Origin of the sequence: Pseudomonas caspiana, assembly GCF_002158995.1 — a bacterium.
GTDB lineage: Bacteria > Pseudomonadota > Gammaproteobacteria > Pseudomonadales > Pseudomonadaceae > Aquipseudomonas > Aquipseudomonas caspiana.
In genome coordinates this window covers 26082-42348 of the sequence record NZ_LOHF01000014.1, presented here as the reverse complement: position 1 = coordinate 42348, position 16267 = coordinate 26082, and the positions used below count along the sequence as shown (strand labels likewise).

At 58.4% G+C, this 16267-nt stretch carries 15 protein-coding genes; 1 reads left to right on the top strand and 14 read right to left on the bottom strand.

Going from position 1 to position 16267, the window contains the following annotated elements; translation table 11 throughout:
- Positions 1-71: 71 nt before the first annotated feature.
- Positions 72-1205: a sensor histidine kinase gene (locus tag AUC60_RS16705; RefSeq protein ID WP_087269751.1), complete on the bottom strand. Its 1134-nt coding sequence runs from the start codon at positions 1203-1205 to the stop codon at positions 72-74.
- Between the two features lie 164 nt (positions 1206-1369).
- Between AUC60_RS16705 and AUC60_RS16700 the strand changes: the two genes are divergently transcribed.
- Complete coding sequence (locus tag AUC60_RS16700) at positions 1370-1624, top strand: hypothetical protein (protein ID WP_087269748.1); 255 nt, start codon at positions 1370-1372, stop codon at positions 1622-1624.
- 57 nt (positions 1625-1681) lie between these two features.
- On the opposite strand, the gene ureC is transcribed toward AUC60_RS16700, so the two are convergent.
- From ureC to AUC60_RS16635, 13 genes are all read right to left on the bottom strand, one after another.
- A complete protein-coding gene (gene ureC / locus AUC60_RS16695; protein ID WP_087269745.1) occupies positions 1682-3382 on the bottom strand; it encodes an urease subunit alpha in 1701 nt (566 codons plus the stop codon).
- Between the two features lie 176 nt (positions 3383-3558).
- Positions 3559-3864, bottom strand: coding sequence for an urease subunit beta (locus tag AUC60_RS16690; protein WP_087269742.1), 306 nt, complete (start codon positions 3862-3864; stop codon positions 3559-3561).
- Positions 3861-4394, bottom strand: coding sequence for a GNAT family N-acetyltransferase (locus AUC60_RS16685; protein WP_087269739.1), 534 nt, complete (start codon positions 4392-4394; stop codon positions 3861-3863). Before AUC60_RS16685 ends, AUC60_RS16690 begins: the two co-directional genes overlap by 4 nt.
- A 9-nt stretch (positions 4395-4403) precedes the next feature.
- The gene (locus AUC60_RS16680; RefSeq protein ID WP_087269736.1) at positions 4404-4946 is read right to left on the bottom strand and encodes a GNAT family N-acetyltransferase; all 543 of its coding nucleotides are present in this window, start codon (positions 4944-4946) and stop codon (positions 4404-4406) included.
- Positions 4947-4972: 26 nt separating this feature from the next.
- Positions 4973-5275, bottom strand: a complete 303-nt coding sequence (locus AUC60_RS16675; RefSeq protein ID WP_027902525.1) for an urease subunit gamma — start codon at positions 5273-5275, stop codon at positions 4973-4975.
- A gap of 128 nt (positions 5276-5403) precedes the next feature.
- Positions 5404-6243 carry an urease accessory protein UreD gene (locus AUC60_RS16670; protein WP_087269733.1) on the bottom strand — a complete coding sequence of 280 codons (840 nt, stop codon included), beginning with the start codon at positions 6241-6243 and terminating at the stop codon, positions 5404-5406.
- A 47-nt stretch (positions 6244-6290) separates the two neighbouring features.
- Positions 6291-6989: an urea ABC transporter ATP-binding subunit UrtE gene (gene urtE, locus AUC60_RS16665; protein WP_087269730.1), complete on the bottom strand. Its 699-nt coding sequence runs from the start codon at positions 6987-6989 to the stop codon at positions 6291-6293.
- Between the two features lie 141 nt (positions 6990-7130).
- Positions 7131-7991: an urea ABC transporter ATP-binding protein UrtD gene (gene urtD, locus AUC60_RS16660; protein WP_087269726.1), complete on the bottom strand. Its 861-nt coding sequence runs from the start codon at positions 7989-7991 to the stop codon at positions 7131-7133.
- Positions 7988-9067, bottom strand: a complete 1080-nt coding sequence (gene urtC / locus AUC60_RS16655) for an urea ABC transporter permease subunit UrtC (protein WP_087269723.1) — start codon at positions 9065-9067, stop codon at positions 7988-7990. The genes urtD and urtC overlap by 4 nt, the downstream gene beginning before the upstream one ends.
- On the bottom strand, positions 9067-10638 hold the full coding sequence (urtB, locus tag AUC60_RS16650) for an urea ABC transporter permease subunit UrtB (protein WP_087269720.1): 1572 nt from the start codon (positions 10636-10638) through the stop codon (positions 9067-9069). The genes urtC and urtB overlap by 1 nt, the downstream gene beginning before the upstream one ends.
- Before the next feature lie 137 nt (positions 10639-10775).
- Positions 10776-12041 carry an urea ABC transporter substrate-binding protein gene (gene urtA, locus AUC60_RS16645; RefSeq protein ID WP_087269718.1) on the bottom strand — a complete coding sequence of 422 codons (1266 nt, stop codon included), beginning with the start codon at positions 12039-12041 and terminating at the stop codon, positions 10776-10778.
- Positions 12042-12240: 199 nt separating this feature from the next.
- Complete coding sequence (locus AUC60_RS16640; protein ID WP_087269715.1) at positions 12241-15348, bottom strand: hypothetical protein; 3108 nt, start codon at positions 15346-15348, stop codon at positions 12241-12243.
- A gap of 287 nt (positions 15349-15635) precedes the next feature.
- A complete protein-coding gene (locus AUC60_RS16635) occupies positions 15636-16106 on the bottom strand; it encodes a copper chaperone PCu(A)C (protein WP_087269712.1) in 471 nt (156 codons plus the stop codon).
- Positions 16107-16267 lie beyond the last annotated feature (161 nt).

Below are 16267 nucleotides of genomic sequence, written 5' to 3'. Positions count from 1 at the left end.
GTCCCACGTCGTCACATCATTTTGCGCGTAAATCTGGGTATCCCCGCTAAGACCGCCATCTTTCCAGTCGCTTAAACCCGCTTGGGCAATACCACCGTAAACGTCGTCCCGTCACCTATGTTGGATGTCACGGTAATGCTGCCGCCGTGGGCGTTGACCACCTCCTTGACGATGAACAGTCCCAGGCCGAGGCTGGTGGACCGGCCGCTGGGCGTAGAACCTTCGCTGATGGCGCGTACCAAGGGGTCAAAGATGCTGCCGATGGCATCTTCGGAAATAGGGTCGCCGAGATTGTGCACGATCAACTGCACATGATCATGTTCACCACTGACTTTTACAGAGACCTCTTCTTCGCTCTGGCCGTGTTGCAGTGCATTGCCAATCAGATTCTGCAGGAGCTGGTCGATACGTCCACGGTCCCAGTGGCCAGTGGTGTCGCCTTCAACAACAAGTTGTGGATGTGAGTCCGGCTTACCGGCGCAGGCTTCGTCGATGGCTTCGCGGCAGGCAATGCCCATGTCCATGCGTTGGCGATCCACTGGCAGGCTCGCGCCGAGGCGGCTGCGTACGAATTCCAGCAGGTCGCTGACCATCGCCCCCATATGTCGACTACTGCTCTTGATCCGCGAAACGTAGTTCTGGGACTTGGCATCCAGTTCTTGCCTGTGCTCCAGCAGGTCGGCGGACATGCTCACCGCTTGCAGAGGTGCACGCAGGTCATGCCCCAGAATAGCCAGGAAGATGTCACGTGAGCGCGCCACCTGTTCGGCATACGCCGCCGTGGACTCGGCCAACGCTTCATCGATGGCTTCGTTGAAGCGAATCATGTCCGTGAAATAGGCCAGGTCCGGGGTTTTCAGACTCTCGACCCACAGGCGGATGACACTGGCGCGCAAATGGCGGAACTCGGATGTCATCTGCACCAGATCAAACCCGACCATGTGCCGCAGTTCGCCGTGGCTGGCGGCGGCCTCGTCCAGACTTGGGGTCTTTTGCAGGTCCGCACCCTTGGATTTGGCCGCTTGCTCGCTTTTGGTCTGCGCGGTGTTCATGTCCCGCGCAGCAGCCAGAAGAATCGCCTTGGCATGATCGCGTAGCTCCACGCTGTTCATGGAGTCGGCGGCAGGCTTGATGGTTTTGGCGAAGCTTTCCCACTCGTCGACGATAAGATCTACGTGAGCAACGATGAAGTCCGAGAGGCGCATGGCCGGTTACCTTGCTGCGGGAGCTGTAATGGGATGGCGCATCTTACAGCCTTTAACCGTCAGGTATCGAGACAGGGACCAAAGGCGACCGTCATTTCCGACAATAGAGGCAACCAACGGCTAGGATTGATGGGTATCAGGGACTATCTGGCAGGAGAGCCGTCATGTTTACCACCGCTTTCACGACGTTTATCGAGGAACAGATAAATCTGGCCGAGCAAAAGCTTCACAACGGCAAGAGCGCGAGGCTGGACGATGTGGCGTTTGGAAAGCTGGGTTTTTACCTGGCGTTGCGGCGGGTTCTGGAGGGGACCAGTACGCCTGAGGACCTGGGGCTGATTGAGGCTGTCAACGACACGCTGCAAGCATTGAAGCTGCTCGACAACGACGAGACTTTTCTGGCGGGCATCAAACAATAGGTTACCGGCAAAGAACAAAGGCAGCTTATGGCTGCCTTTTTTCCGTCGTGCGATTGATCAGAACAAGAAGTATCGCTGCGCCATTGGCAATACATCTGCCGGTTCGCACCACAGCAGCACGCCATCGGCCTTGACCTGATAAGTCTGTGGGTCGACGTCGATTTTCGGCAGGTAGTCGTTGTGGATCAGGTCTTTCTTCTGCACGGACCGGCAGCCTTTGACCACGCCAATTACCTTTTTCAGCCCCAGTGATTCCGGCACACCGGCATCGAACGCCGCCTGGCTGATGAAGGTCAGGCTGGTGGCGTGCAACGAACTGCCGTAGCTGGCGAACATTGGGCGATAGTGTACCGGCTGCGGTGTCGGGATCGACGCGTTGGCGTCGCCCATCAGACTTGCGGCAATCGCACCGCCCTTAAGGATCAGGGTCGGTTTAACACCGAAGAACGCAGGGCGCCACAGCACCAGATCAGCCCATTTGCCCACTTCCACCGAGCCGACTTCATGGCTGATGCCATGGGTGATCGCCGGGTTGATGGTGTATTTGGCGATGTAGCGTTTGGCGCGGAAGTTATCGTTGCCTTCACCATCGCCGGGCAATGGTCCGCGCTGGCGCTTCATCTTGTCGGCGGTTTGCCAGGTGCGCATGATCACCTCGCCAACCCGGCCCATGGCCTGGCTGTCGGAGCTGAGCATCGAGAAAGCACCCAGGTCATGCAGGATGTCTTCGGCGGCGATGGTTTCCCGGCGGATGCGGCTTTCAGCGAAGGCCACGTCTTCAGCGATGCTTGGGTCCAGGTGATGGCAGACCATCAGCATGTCCAGGTGTTCATCGATGGTGTTGCGGGTAAACGGCCGGGTCGGGTTGGTCGAGCTGGGCAACACATTAGGGAAGCCGCACGCCTTGATGATGTCCGGGGCGTGACCGCCGCCCGCACCTTCGGTGTGATAGGTGTGAATGGTCCGATTTTTGAACGCCGCCAGGGTGGTTTCGACGAAGCCGGATTCGTTCAGGGTGTCGGTGTGAATCGCGACCTGCACGTCGTACTCGTCGGCAACGCTCAGGCAGTTATCGATGGCTGCGGGCGTGGTGCCCCAGTCTTCATGCAGCTTCAGGCCAATAGCACCGGCTTTGACTTGTTCCACCAGCGGGCCGGGCAGGCTGACGTTGCCTTTGCCGGTAAAGCCGATGTTCATCGGGAATGAGTCCGCCGCCTCGAGCATGCGCGCCATGTGCCATGGACCGGGTGTGACGGTGGTCGCGTTGGTGCCGGTTGCCGGGCCGGTGCCGCCACCGATCATGGTGGTCACGCCGCTCATCAAGGCCTCTTCGATCTGCTGCGGGCAGATGAAGTGGATGTGCGTATCGACGCCGCCAGCGGTGAGGATCATGCCTTCACCGGCAATGATCTCGGTGGAAGCACCGATAGCGATGGTTACGTCCGGCTGAATGTCCGGGTTGCCTGCTTTGCCGATGGCCGCGATGCGCCCGTCCTTGAGGCCGACGTCGGCTTTGACGATGCCCCAATGGTCGACGATCAGGGCGTTGGTGATCAGCGTGTCGACCACTTCGGCCGCCAGCAACTGGCCTTGGCCCATGCCGTCACGAATGACCTTGCCGCCACCGAATTTCACTTCTTCGCCATAAGTAGTGAAGTCTTTTTCGACCTCAATCCACAGCTCGGTATCGGCCAGCCGAACACGGTCACCGACGGTAGGGCCGAACATGTCGGCGTAGGCTTGTCTGGAAATCTTCATGGCGATTCCTTGAATTCAAAAATAATGCAGAGAAGCAGGCACGTGGGGTCTGTAGGAGTGAGCTTGCTCGCGATAAAGTCGGAACGATTTTCCAGCGGTGGTTTGTTCACTACTTTTGCGACTGCTGCGCAGCCGATCGCGAGCAAGCTCACTCCTACAGGGGGACGGATCTGGGATTACAGATCGCCCATCACCCGCCCGGCAAAACCAAACACCCGCCTCAACCCCGCCAGATCCACCAGTTCCACATCCCTGGACTGCCCAGGCTCGAAGCGCACGGCGGTGCCGGCCGGGATGTTCAGGCGCATGCCGCGGCTGGCGGCACGGTCGAAGGTCAGGGCGTCGTTGGTTTCGAAAAAGTGGAAATGCGAGCCGACCTGGATCGGCCGGTCGCCGCTGTTGGCGACGTTCAGGCTGATGGTCCGGCGACCGGCATTGAGCTCGATTTCGCCGGGTTGAATCTGGTATTGGCCAGGAATCATGCGGGTTGTCCCAAGGTCTTGAAATAGATAGCGGTCGGCGTATAACGGCCGTCCGGGCTTTGGCAGTAGTTGGGCAGTTCGCCGACGCGGGTGTAGTCCAGCGAGCGATAGAATGCTTCGGCGGGCGATCCGGCTTCTGTATCCAGATACAGCAGCCCGCGCTTGAGCTGACGCGCCGCTTGCTCCAGCGCCAGCATCAGTTGCTGGCCCAGGCCGCGACGTCGCGCCTCTTTAAGCACCAAGAGTTTTTGCACCTCTGCGCGGTTCAGGCCATTGGCTTTCTGGCACAGCGCGAGCTGTGTGCTGGCTAGTACCTGTTCATCCTGAACCACAACCCACAGCAGCAAGTTGCCGTTGGCAACCTCTTCCCGGAGTCCGTCGCACCAGGCGTAAGCCTGCTCGGCATCCAGATCTGCCATGAACCCTACCGAGGCGCCGTTGTGTACGGCGTCCAGTAACAGACTCGCCAGACCATGGCGGTAGTGTGCAAAACTTTCATCCGTGACGCGGCGTATCTGGGCAGGATTCATGGTCGCCTCTCAGTTGGAAACAGGAGCTTGCGAAGGTGGGGCGGATGCACCGGGTGACAAATCCAGTTGCATGAAGGTCAGGTCCAGCCAGCGTCCAAACTTGGTGCCGACCTGTGGCATCTGGCCGGTGATGATGAAGCCTAGTCGTTCATGCAGGCTGATGGAGGCGGCGTTACCGCTTTCAATCGCTGCGACCATGATGTGTTTGTCGCACAGGCGGGCGCGGTCGATGAGTGCTTTCATCAGCTTGGGACCCAGGCCTTTGCCGCGCTGGTCGGCGCGCACATAAACCGAATGCTCCACGGTGTGGCGAAAGCCTTCAAAAGGACGCCAGTCGCCAAACGACGAATAACCTGTGACCTGGCTGTCCTCATCCACGGCGACCAGAATCGGATAACCCTGGGTCTGGCGCGCATCGAACCATGCCTGACGATTAGCCAGGTCTACCGGCTGCTCGTTCCAGATCGCGGTGGTGTTGAGCACAGCGTCGGTGTAAATCGCCAGGATACCCGGCAGATCGGCTGGCAGTGCGTCGCGAATCGAATTACTCATGATCAGTTCCAGAGTCTTGTTCGGGGTCAGGCGATTGGCTGGTGCACAGTGACCAGCTTGGTGCCATCCGGGAACGTTGCTTCTACCTGAATTTCAGGAATCATTTCCGGGATGCCTTCCATGACCTGTTCGCGGGTCAGCAGGGTGGTGCCGTAATGCATCAGGTCCGCCACGGTTTGTCCGTCGCGAGCGCCTTCAAGCAGCGCCGCCGAGATATAGGCCATGGCTTCCGGGTAGTTGAGCTTCACGCCACGGGCCAGACGCCTTTCGGCAACCAGGCCAGCGGTGAAAATCAGCATCTTGTCTTTTTCGCGTGGGGTGAGATCCATGTTTAGTCCGTTGTAATTTTTTTGGTTGTTAGCAATCCCTGTGGGAGCGAGGCTTGCCCGCGATAAGGCTGGACGCGGTTCACTTTAGATCGCGTCGCTCTTATCGCGGCAAGCCTCGCTCCCACAGGTCAAGTACTCCAGATCCTCGGCGCTACCGCCTCGCGGCCCAACAGCGCCGGGCGCAGCAATTTCCACAATTCGATCATCCAGGCCCGGGCATGCAACGCCTCGTCAGCCAGGCAACGAGCCACCAGCAAACCGGGCAGTTGGGTCAGATCACCGCGTACCGGATTGGGCACCGAACGGCAGGCCTCAAGCAATTCACTGTCGATCTCACCGGTCATCAGCAATGTACCCAGGACAGTTTTGCCATCCAGACCAATCGGCGAATTGAGCAACCCGTCGCCACCGACGATGCGTTGCCGTTCATGCCACAGCAACTTGCCGTCCCGACGCACATCCAGATGAGCCTGGAAATGCCCGCTCTCGAAGCGTTCGCCGCTCGCCGGTCTGCCCAGCGCCACGACGTCCCAGTAAAACAATCTGGCATCGCCCTGCAGTTCGATGCGGGTGGTCAGCTCGGCCTGGGCAGCGCTGAACACGATAGTTTCTTGCGGCAGCCATTCCAGTGTCGCGCCGGGCGCAACGCTCAGATCCAGTTGCTGATACGCAGGCCCCGCCGCGCGATACCACTTGGCTGCGCCGGGGCTGGTCAGTTGTGCCCAGGCATCAGGGCCGACGCTGGCGCTGATGTCCAGTCGGTCGCCACCGGCAATGCCTCCGGGCGGGTGAACAATGATGTGCTGGCAAACTTGCGGACCTTCGGCATACAGATGTTTTTGCACCCGCAGCGGGCCTTTATGGCGGCGCTGGGTCGGTCGCGTGCTGTCGCCAAAACGCCCATAGCCCAGCTCCAGCTCGGCATGCCAGCTGGGTGTGAACAATGCGGTGTGGGCGGGAAGATTCATTGGCTCGCTGTCGTTGTGTTCAAAGTTTGCACCTTAACGGATACCTGTCAGATGGTCACCAGACCACGTACACCTTCGGCTTCCATATTCTCGCCACGGCCTTGCTGAACGATCTCGCCACGGGACATCACCAGATACTGATCAGCCAGCTCGGCGGCAAAGTCGTAAAACTGTTCAACCAGCAGGATAGCCATGTCGCCTCGTTCGGCGAGCTTCTTGATCACCACGCCGATCTCCTTGATCACCGACGGCTGAATACCTTCGGTAGGCTCATCGAGGATCAGCAAGCGCGGACGGCTGGCCAGTGCGCGACCAATCGCCAGTTGCTGCTGCTGACCGCCCGACAAATCGCCGCCGCGTCGATGTTTCATCTGTAGCAATACCGGGAACAGCTCGTAAATGAAGGGGGGGACTTCCTTGGCTTCGGAGCCAGGAAATCGAGACAGACCCATCAACAGGTTTTCTTCCACGGTCAGTCGACCGAAGATCTCCCGGCCCTGTGGCACGTAAGCGATCCCCGCATGCACCCGTTGATGAGGCTTGAAGCCGGTGATGGCTTTGCCTTCCCACTGCACCGCGCCTTCTTTGGCAGGCAGCAGGCCCATGAGCACCTTGAGCAACGTGGTCTTGCCCACGCCGTTACGGCCCAGCAGGCACGTCACTTCGCCGACCTTCACATCAAAGGACAGTCCGCGCAGGATGTGGCTACCGCCGTAGTACTGATGGAGCTTTTCGACTTGGAGCATAATCAATTCCCATCTGTTGCGGGCGCTGTTGTCTCCTGTGGGAGCGAGGCTTGCCCGCGATAAGTGCGACGCGATCTAAAGTGAACTGCGTCCAGCCTTATCGCGGGCAAGCCTCGCTCCTACGGCCTTCGGCCAGAAGCTTCAGCGACCCAGGTAAACCTCGATCACTCGTTCATCCGCCTGCACATCCGTCAGCGAGCCTTCGGCCAGTACGCTGCCCTGATGCAAAACGGTCACGTGGTCGGCAATCGAACCAACGAAGCCCATGTCGTGCTCCACCACCATCAACGAATGCTTGCCCGCCAGGCTCTTGAACAGCTCGGCGGTGAATTCTGTTTCGGCGTCGGTCATGCCAGCTACCGGCTCGTCGAGCAGCAGCAGTTGCGGATCCTGGACCAGCAACATGCCGATCTCCAGAAACTGTTTTTGACCGTGTGAAAGCAGACCGGCCGGGCGTTGCATGGACGACGTCAGGCGTATGGTTTCCAGCACTTCATTGATGCGGTCGCGTTGTTCGCCAGTGAGTTTCGCTCGCAGGCTGGCCCACACCGACTTGTCGGTCTTCTGCGCCAGTTCCAGGTTTTCAAACACGCTCAAGGCTTCGAATACCGTGGGCTTCTGAAACTTGCGGCCGATGCCCGCCTGAGCAATTTCTACTTCGCTCATCTGCGTCAGGTCCAGGGTTTCACCAAACCAGGCCTTGCCGTGACTCGGACGGGTCTTGCCGGTGATCACGTCCATCAGCGTGGTTTTACCCGCGCCGTTGGGGCCGATGATGCAACGCAGTTCGCCGACGCTGATGTACAGGTTCAGATCGTTAAGGGCTTTGAAACCATCGAAACTGACACTGATGTCTTCCAGCGTGAGGATGGTGCCGTGTCTTGTGTTCAGGCCTTTGCCAACGCTTTGACCCAGGCCAATCGCATCACGGCTGGTGCCTGCATCGGCGTTGGGATCAAGGATAGGTTCGAGCATGAATGCAGGTGTCGGAGTGGTTTTCATTGTTCGCTCCTCTTCTTGAGCAAACCGATCACGCCCTTAGGCAGATACAGCGTGACGATGATGAACAGTGCGCCGAGGAAGAACAGCCAGTATTCAGGGAAGGCCACGGTGAACCAGCTCTTCATGCCGTTGACCAGACCGGCACCCAGCAGCGGGCCGATCAGCGTTCCGCGTCCACCCAGCGCAACCCAGACCGCCGCTTCAATGGAATTGGTCGGCGACATTTCGCTCGGGTTGATGATGCCGACCTGTGGCACATACAACGCACCAGCCAGGCCGCAGAGCACCGCGCTCAGCACCCACACAAACAGCTTGAAGCCGCGTGGGTCGTAACCGCAGAACATCAGGCGGTTTTCCGCGTCACGCAGTGCGGTCAGTACCCGGCCAAACTTGCTCTGCGCCAGACGCCAGCCAACATACAGGCTCGCCACCAGCAGAATCACCGTCGCCAGAAACAGCGTGGCGCGGGTGCCTTGCGAACTGATGCTGAAGCCCAGAATGCTGCGGAAGTTGGTAAAGCCGTTGTTGCCGCCGAAACCGGTTTCGTTGCGGAAGAACAGCAACATGCCAGCGAAGGTCAGGGCCTGGGTCATGATCGAGAAATACACGCCTTTGATCCGCGAACGGAAGGCGAAGAAGCCGAACACCAGCGCCAGCAAACCCGGCGCCAACACCACCAGACACAGGGCCCACAGGAAGTTATCGGTGCCCGCCCAATACCATGGCAGTTCGGTCCACGACAGAAACGTCATGAACGCTGGCAAGCCATCGCCTGCCGCTTCGCGCATCAGGTACATGCCCATGGCGTACCCACCCAGGGCGAAGAACAGACCGTGCCCGAGGGACAGCAAACCGGCGTAACCCCAGACCAGATCCAGCGCCAGTGCGACGATGGCGTAGCAGAGAATCTTGCCCACCAGCGTCAGGGTGTAGGCCGAGACCTGAAAGCTGTTGTCGGCGGGCAGCAAGGACAAAAGGGGCATTGCCAGCAGAATGGCGAGCACGACGATGCCAACCGCCACAGTTCCCTTGGGGCCGACTTTTTGTGCGGCAGTGACCATCAATGGTTGGTTCATCAGTCGATCACCCGTCCTTTCAATGCGAAGAGGCCTTGCGGACGTTTCTGGATAAACAGAATGATCAGCGCCAGGATCAGGATCTTGCCCAATACAGCGCCGATTTGCGGTTCGAGAATCTTGTTAGCGATGCCCAGACCGAAGGCGGCCATGACGCTACCGGCCAGTTGCCCGACGCCGCCGAGCACCACCACCAGGAACGAGTCGATGATGTAGCTCTGGCCCAGATCCGGGCCGACGTTGCCGATCTGACTCAAGGCAACGCCGCCCAGCCCGGCAATGCCTGAACCGAGCCCGAACGCCATCATGTCGATGCGTCCGGTCGGCACACCGCAGCAGGCGGCCATGTTGCGGTTCTGAGTCACAGCACGCACGTTCAGACCCAGGCGGGTTTTGTTCAGCAACAGCCAGGTCAGCACCACCACAAACAGCGCGAAGGCGATGATCACGATGCGGTTGTACGGCAGCACGAGATTGGGCAGGACCTGAAACCCGCCCGACAGCCATTCCGGGTTGGCAACTTCAACGTTCTGCGCGCCGAAGGCGAGGCGCACCGCCTGGATCAGCATCAGGCTGATACCCCAGGTGGCGAGCAGGGTTTCCAATGGGCGGCCATACAAATGGCGGATTACGGTGCGCTCCAGCGCCATGCCGATTGCTGCTGTAACGAAGAATGCCACCGGCAAGGCGATCAGCGGGTAGTACTCGATAGCGCCCGGCGCGTAACGCTGAAACATCAACTGCACGACATACGTGGAGTACGCCCCGAGCATCAGCATTTCACCGTGGGCCATGTTGATCACGCCCAGCAAGCCGAAGGTGATCGCCAGCCCCAGCGCCGCGAGCAGCAGGATAGAACCCAGCGACATACCGCTGAACGCCTGACCGAGGAGTTCGCCGACCATCAGTTTGCGCTTCACCTGCGCCAGGCTGGTTTCGGCTGCGATACGCACGCTGGCGTCGGTTTCGACGCCAGGTGCCAGTAAGGTTTCCAGACGCGTGCGGGCCAAGGGCTCGCCGGTTTCTCCCAGCAGGCGTACGGCCGCCAGACGCACCGTCGGGCTGGTGTCGACCAATTGCAGATTGGCCAGAGCCAGCGTTAATGCGTCGTGAACGTCATCGTCTTTTTCATCGGCCAGCCGCAGGCTCAGGAAGGGTAACTGAGCGGGGCGGGCGGACTTTTGCAATTGCTGCGCGGCAGCCAGACGTACTTTCGCATCGTCGGCCAGCAGTTGATGGCTGGCCAGTGCGGTTTCTATCAAACCACGCAGACGGTTATTCAGGCGCAATTTGCGCGGTTCATCGGTCGTTGGAGTATCAGCATCGACAGCGACATATTGGTCGCCGGTTTCGATAAAGGCGCGCTTGTTGCCGTCGGCAGCGACGCGACCTTCCTGCAGAGCGTTGATCAGTTCGATACGTCCCGCAACAGGCTGGGCAGCCCAGCTCTCAAGGAGTTCGGCTTGTTGTGCGGAACTGGCCGCCACGAAATCACCGGCATCGCTGGCCTGTGCCGCGACGGGCAGCAGCAAGGCGAGGGTGAAGATGAAGCGGTACAGAATGTTGGGCATGGCGGGTGTCCTGAAAGCGTCCGCATGAGTTGCGCGGAAACGGTAGGAGCCAACTTGTTGGCGAGACAGGCGGCGCGGTGCCAAGTAGTCGCCTCGCGAACAAGTTCGCTCCTACCGGGAGGTGTTACCTCAGATGCTTAGTTACTCTTCACCGCATGATCCGGCTTCTTGTCGTTACCCGGGATGTACGGGCTCCACGGCTGGGCGCGGATTGGCTCTTTGGTCTGCCACACGACGTTGAACTGACCGTCATCCTGGATTTCGCCGATCATCACTGGCTTGTGCAGGTGATGGTTGGTTTTGTCCATGGTCAGGGTGAAGCCCGATGGCGCTGCAAAGGTCTGACCGGCCATGGCTTCGCGGACTTTATCCACGTCGGTGGACTTGGCTTTCTCGACCGCTTGCGCCCACATGTGGATACCCACGTAGGTGGCTTCCATCGGGTCGTTTGTTACGACAGTTTTGGCGTTCGGGAGGTTTTTCTTCAGTGCGTAAGCTTTCCAGTCCGCTACGAACTTTTTGTTGACCGGGTTTTCCACCGACTGGAAGTAGTTCCACGCGGCCAGGTTGCCGACCAGTGGTTTGGTGTCGATACCGCGCAGTTCTTCTTCGCCCACCGAGAACGCCACAACCGGTACGTCGGTAGCCTTCAGACCCTGGTTGGCCAGCTCTTTATAGAACGGCACGTTGGAGTCGCCGTTCACCGTCGAGATCACAGCCGTTTTGCCGCCCGCAGAGAACTTCTTGATATTGGCAACGATGGTTTGGTAATCAGCATGACCGAATGGGGTGTAGACCTCTTCGATGTCCTTGTCCGCGACACCTTTGGAGTGCAGGAACGAGCGCAGAATCTTGTTGGTGGTGCGCGGGTAAACGTAGTCGGTACCCAGCAGGAAGTAACGCTTGGCGGCGCCGCCGTCTTCGCTCATCAGGTACTCGACGGCAGGAATGGCCTGCTGGTTTGGCGCTGCGCCGGTGTAGAACACGTTCGGCGACATCTCTTCGCCTTCGTACTGAACCGGGTAGAACAGCAGGCCGTTAAGTTCTTCGAACACTGGCAAAACAGATTTACGCGACACCGAGGTCCAGCAGCCGAATACCACAGCAACCTTGTCCTGAGTCAGCAACTGACGGCCTTTTTCAGCAAACAACGGCCAGTTGGAAGCCGGATCGACGACGACCGCTTCCAGCATCTTGCCGTTGACGCCGCCCTTGGCATTGATTTCGTCGATGGTCATCAACGCCATGTCTTTGAGCGATGTTTCGGAGATAGCCATGGTGCCCGACAGCGAGTGCAGAATACCGACCTTGATGGTCTCGGCCGCTTGCACGGTCCAGGTGAGACCCATGGCTGCGATAGACGCGGACAGGGTAAAGGCTTTGATCAGACTGCGACGCTTCATTGGGCTAGCTCCGTTATTGGTATTCGATGGGGCGCACGAGATAACGCATATCTGATTGCTGTTTAGCAAAGGCTGGGCCAAGGCGCGAAATAGCCCACCGGAACAGGAAACTGTCCGGGTGGGCAGGAAATGAACGCACCAGCGTGGAACTTATTTGCCGGGCTGGTGCGCGGGGCTGCGCTTAATTGGTGCTTGTGCTTTACAGCATCAACTCAGTATTGCCGGAGTAAAGATCGAACATTTTATCCGGAAGGGCAGTTGGGCTTTTGAAGTAGACGTAGAACCGTTTGCCTACCAGCCGGCTTGCCACCAGTTGCAGCGGCGTGGACGGCGCAATCGCTACGTGGTCTCCCAGGAAGCTGGTGAACAGATTTTTCTTCGGTACCGACTCGTTGAATATGACGAATACGGTACTGTCCTCACTGCTTGCCGACTGGCGAATGAAGCCGTCCCGGCTCCACTGCTCGCTGCTCCAGCGGCTGACAGATGCTGACTGCACGCCGTTATCGACGAACACTTGCCCGATCTCGCTGGTCAGTTTTCGCAGTCCTGCGGCACTGACCAAGGCGGCCCGGTAAGCCCGCCCCTGATATTCGTTGAGGCTATAGAACTCGCTCAGAAAACGGACGGTCAGCGGCGTATTCAGGCGTGCGCGCAACAACGTGTTGATGGGTTGCGAGCCGCCCTCACAGTAATCAAGTATTTCCGGTAGTTCATCGGTATTGGAGGTTTTTGCCAGGCGCAGGTAGTTGCGATTGAACGCCAGTTTGGACACGTTGCTGACCTCGTCCGCCGAGTTCGGCCAATTCTGAACCACGTCTCCCAATTCCTGATCCGACTGCTTCAGCACCAGACTGCTGATTTTGGTGCGCAGTGTTTCTATTCTGTTCCAGACGCCGGGGCTGGACTCCACCGCATAGGCCGGCTCTTTAATCAACACGTCAGGATTGGCGACGTCTACCCGATACAGCTGGCAGTGACCAAACAGCCAGGGCCGACGTTTGATGAAGTACTGTCGGTCGCCTATCTGCACGGCGTGAAACTGATCAGCGTCGTATGGCACAACCGCATCCAGATCGGTCTGCTGCGAGGGAGGGCTGGATGACTCTAGAAAACCGATCTGCTCCTCCCCCTCGGCGCTGGTGCGCTGGACCAATGGCGAAGCAGGGCGCAGATTTTCCAGTGCGGTGAAGGGCTCGCGATTCATCACCCATCGACCCAGCGCAGCAGCCCCAAGGTAACCAACAGCACACAACAATTCGAAGGCAGCCCCGTAGTAATCACCTTCCCTGAGATGCTGGAAAGCCTCCCAGAGTTTGAACAGACCGACACCGGCCGCCAACGCGATGAGCACAGGTGAGGGAATGAACAGCATGGCAATATTCAGCGCGATGCTTCCAAACAACGAACCGTGTTTCTTGATCACCTCGGGCCTCAAGTGAAGCGTCTGTTGGCGGGTGTGTTTCAGGTCGTGATGGGTCATGAGGTAGTCCTCGCCCTCATCAACGTAATCAGGTTCGCCAAAAATCAAGCTGGGCAGTCTGGCTGGCGTTTGCAGATGCTTGAACGTGTCCCTTGCACGAAAATGCTTGAGCCATTGCTCGTACTCTTCGGCGCTGCATTCCACTGGTCGGCTTTCCTCGGGCAATTGACGCAGCAGGTATCGAGTGAAATCAGGATTCTCCAGAAACTCTTCACGCATGGTTGCCTCATCGGGAAACCAGCGAAATACCCGACTGTCCGGTGCGTTGAGGGTGCAGAGCAACAATGGCTGTCTGGGTGTTGAACCTAGCGGGGCAATACGCATGACATCCGGGAGCGGATGTTGCTCAAGGATCATGAAATCGAGGTTGATGGTTTGGCCATCGACCTTCTGCCGCTCCTCGACGCAAGGGCTATCGATAATGACCTTCATCCAGGCCTTGGCCACACTTGGCAGCCGGTCGGTCTGAGCCTGTACCTGATCCATGCGCAGCTGGGAGATGGCGAGGTTTTTCACGTTTTCTAACCACGCCGTCTGATGAACTCCCTGGGGGTGCGGGCCGTCAGGCAGGTTGGTGCACAGGTGATGCAGCTGCATGATGGATTTACTGTAATCCTGCGCCGCGGCGACCCAGTGCTGCTGGTGCTCGCGACTTACGTTCTGCCACCAGTGCGGCATGTGACTGGTGATCATGCGATGGTCGTTACGATCAAGCATGAGCGCATTGTCCAAGTGTGCAGCCTGGGCGAGTTGCACGGGCAAGGTCCGCGCAAACTCATCCGGATTGACCCTGGATGTCTTTGCCTGTCGAACCAGGTAGCTGAAGTCGGCTTGTTGCCTGGCCACTTGCTGATCGAACAGTTTTTGCAGCACATCGCCGCTCAGTGCCGATAGACGCCATGCGGGCACGGCTGGCGTGAGTTTGAGGATTTTCTCTCGTGAATCAGCGCTGAGGTTCTGGAGTAAAACCTGCTTTTGTATTGCGTCGTTAAAGCGCACCCCCAATGAGCGGATCATCGTTGCGATGCTCTCGAAACCTTCCAGCCCCTGATGTTCAGTACAAAGCAGTACCTCACCCAGATTGGTGTCAGTCAGCTCCGGTGGCTGCGGGCTATGGGTATGAGTCAGTACAAACGCGCCGGGTAAAATCTGTGCTTCACCTTGCCCATCCATCAGTGCCAACTGAAAGGCACCATATTTCTGCACAGTGTTGTGATCAGCAATACGCGGCCTGTTCAGCTGCTCTTCAAGCATCAAGTGCTGGGTGGTCGTGAGCAGGCTTTGCTCCACGGCCGCTTTGGATTCCAGCAGTAAGGCTTTTTTTCGCTCAGCGATGAATCGCTCGCGGCGGCTGATGCCATTGTGGAGGTAGGTCCAGTAGTCAGCGAGTTGCTGGCGATAGACCGGTTCAAGCGCACTGTTGAAGCGGGTGTAAAGGTCCAGGATTTGCTGGCATTCGAGATGCGCTATCTCGTCGGATTCCGCCACTGTGTTCGCGGCTTTGTAGAAGCCTGCATGGACGGATGGATCAAAGCTCGACCGTTCCAGAAAGTGGCTGAGCAATGTATCGCGCACGGGTTCCGAGCGCAGGAACTGACGCAGCGAGCGTTCAATGGTCGGGTGGCTTTCCTCCGGGAGCTGTGTGAAGGGTGGGATCGTCAGGGGCTTGAGTGTGTAGGACGTCAGCCAGGTGCGACTCATGTCCAGGCTGGCCTGTGGGTTGTCGCTTCGGAGTAGGCGCAGAAACTCCTGTTCAGCGACGGTGCGCAAATCGGGTGGATACGCTGCGTTGCTGGCAGCGGGTGAAGCAGATTGAGTAGACATGATTTCGTTTCGTTTTATGAAAGATGCCGCTCACGAAATCGGATCTGGGTCAGCGCGTCTGTCGGCTGGAGGACGTTTTTTGTTTGGGATATTCCTGCAAGACTTGTAGGCGTTCAGAGGTTAAAGGCACGACATTTACGTGTCCATGACACCGCGCTGTCGCGCAGCAGACACAGGACCTGTAGGAGCTGCCGAAGGCTGCGATGGCGAAGGAAATGCTTCGCAGCCTTCGGCAACTACTACAACGGGAGGCACATTCAGCAATATCGAATGCCTGGGTGAGCCTTTCAATGGCCGTGTGCGGACGCTCCAGGCGGCTGTTTCAACACTTCAACCTCTACCGTGACCGCACCTGATTTCTCGAAGTGCAAGGTCAACGGGAAGGTTTTGCCCACCGTGAGCGCAGCCTTGTCCTTCAGGTCCAGGAGCATCACGTGATAAGCCATTGGCGCGAACACGGTGTCGCCGCCTGCCGGTACTTCCACGTTCGGCACTTGCTGCATCTTCATCAGGCCATTGGCGTGGACGTGTTCGTGAAGCTCAGCCTTTCCGGCGATGGGGGTTTCAACGCTGAGCAGACGGTCTGCGTTCTGGCCATTGTTGTGTATGACGAAATAGGCCGCGACGTTGGGCGCATTGGGCGGCAGCTCCATGGACCAAGGGGCAGCAATATTCAGCTCGGCGGCGCGATAGTCATTGGCGTTGGCGTAACTCACTGGCAGCAATAATGCAGTCAGCATCAGCAGTTGCTTCAGCATGAACAGACTCCTGTCGATTGGACTTTCATTTAGCCTGAACAGCCAGCCGATGTAAAAAGCCCCGGGCAATCCCGGTGGGAGTTGCCCACGTCTCGCTGACACCACGCTGTCGCGAAGCAAGCAAAGACCTGTAGGAGTGCACGAGCACCGCGAGGCCGCGA

What these genes read in the sequence shown, in the direction of transcription:
- AUC60_RS16705 (WP_087269751.1), bottom strand. Translation starts at nt 1,205, where the DNA reads ATGCGCCTCTCGGACTTCATCGTTGCTCACGTAGATCTTATCGTCGAC.
- AUC60_RS16700 (WP_087269748.1), top strand. Translation starts at nt 1,370, where the DNA reads ATGTTTACCACCGCTTTCACGACGTTTATCGAGGAACAGATAAATCTG.
- ureC (WP_087269745.1), bottom strand. Translation starts at nt 3,382, where the DNA reads ATGAAGATTTCCAGACAAGCCTACGCCGACATGTTCGGCCCTACCGTC.
- AUC60_RS16690 (WP_087269742.1), bottom strand. Translation starts at nt 3,864, where the DNA reads ATGATTCCTGGCCAATACCAGATTCAACCCGGCGAAATCGAGCTCAAT.
- AUC60_RS16685 (WP_087269739.1), bottom strand. Translation starts at nt 4,394, where the DNA reads ATGAATCCTGCCCAGATACGCCGCGTCACGGATGAAAGTTTTGCACAC.
- AUC60_RS16680 (WP_087269736.1), bottom strand. Translation starts at nt 4,946, where the DNA reads ATGAGTAATTCGATTCGCGACGCACTGCCAGCCGATCTGCCGGGTATC.
- AUC60_RS16675 (WP_027902525.1), bottom strand. Translation starts at nt 5,275, where the DNA reads ATGGATCTCACCCCACGCGAAAAAGACAAGATGCTGATTTTCACCGCT.
- AUC60_RS16670 (WP_087269733.1), bottom strand. Translation starts at nt 6,243, where the DNA reads ATGAATCTTCCCGCCCACACCGCATTGTTCACACCCAGCTGGCATGCC.
- urtE (WP_087269730.1), bottom strand. Translation starts at nt 6,989, where the DNA reads ATGCTCCAAGTCGAAAAGCTCCATCAGTACTACGGCGGTAGCCACATC.
- urtD (WP_087269726.1), bottom strand. Translation starts at nt 7,991, where the DNA reads ATGAAAACCACTCCGACACCTGCATTCATGCTCGAACCTATCCTTGAT.
- urtC (WP_087269723.1), bottom strand. Translation starts at nt 9,067, where the DNA reads ATGAACCAACCATTGATGGTCACTGCCGCACAAAAAGTCGGCCCCAAG.
- urtB (WP_087269720.1), bottom strand. Translation starts at nt 10,638, where the DNA reads ATGCCCAACATTCTGTACCGCTTCATCTTCACCCTCGCCTTGCTGCTG.
- urtA (WP_087269718.1), bottom strand. Translation starts at nt 12,041, where the DNA reads ATGAAGCGTCGCAGTCTGATCAAAGCCTTTACCCTGTCCGCGTCTATC.
- AUC60_RS16640 (WP_087269715.1), bottom strand. Translation starts at nt 15,348, where the DNA reads ATGTCTACTCAATCTGCTTCACCCGCTGCCAGCAACGCAGCGTATCCA.
- AUC60_RS16635 (WP_087269712.1), bottom strand. Translation starts at nt 16,106, where the DNA reads ATGCTGAAGCAACTGCTGATGCTGACTGCATTATTGCTGCCAGTGAGT.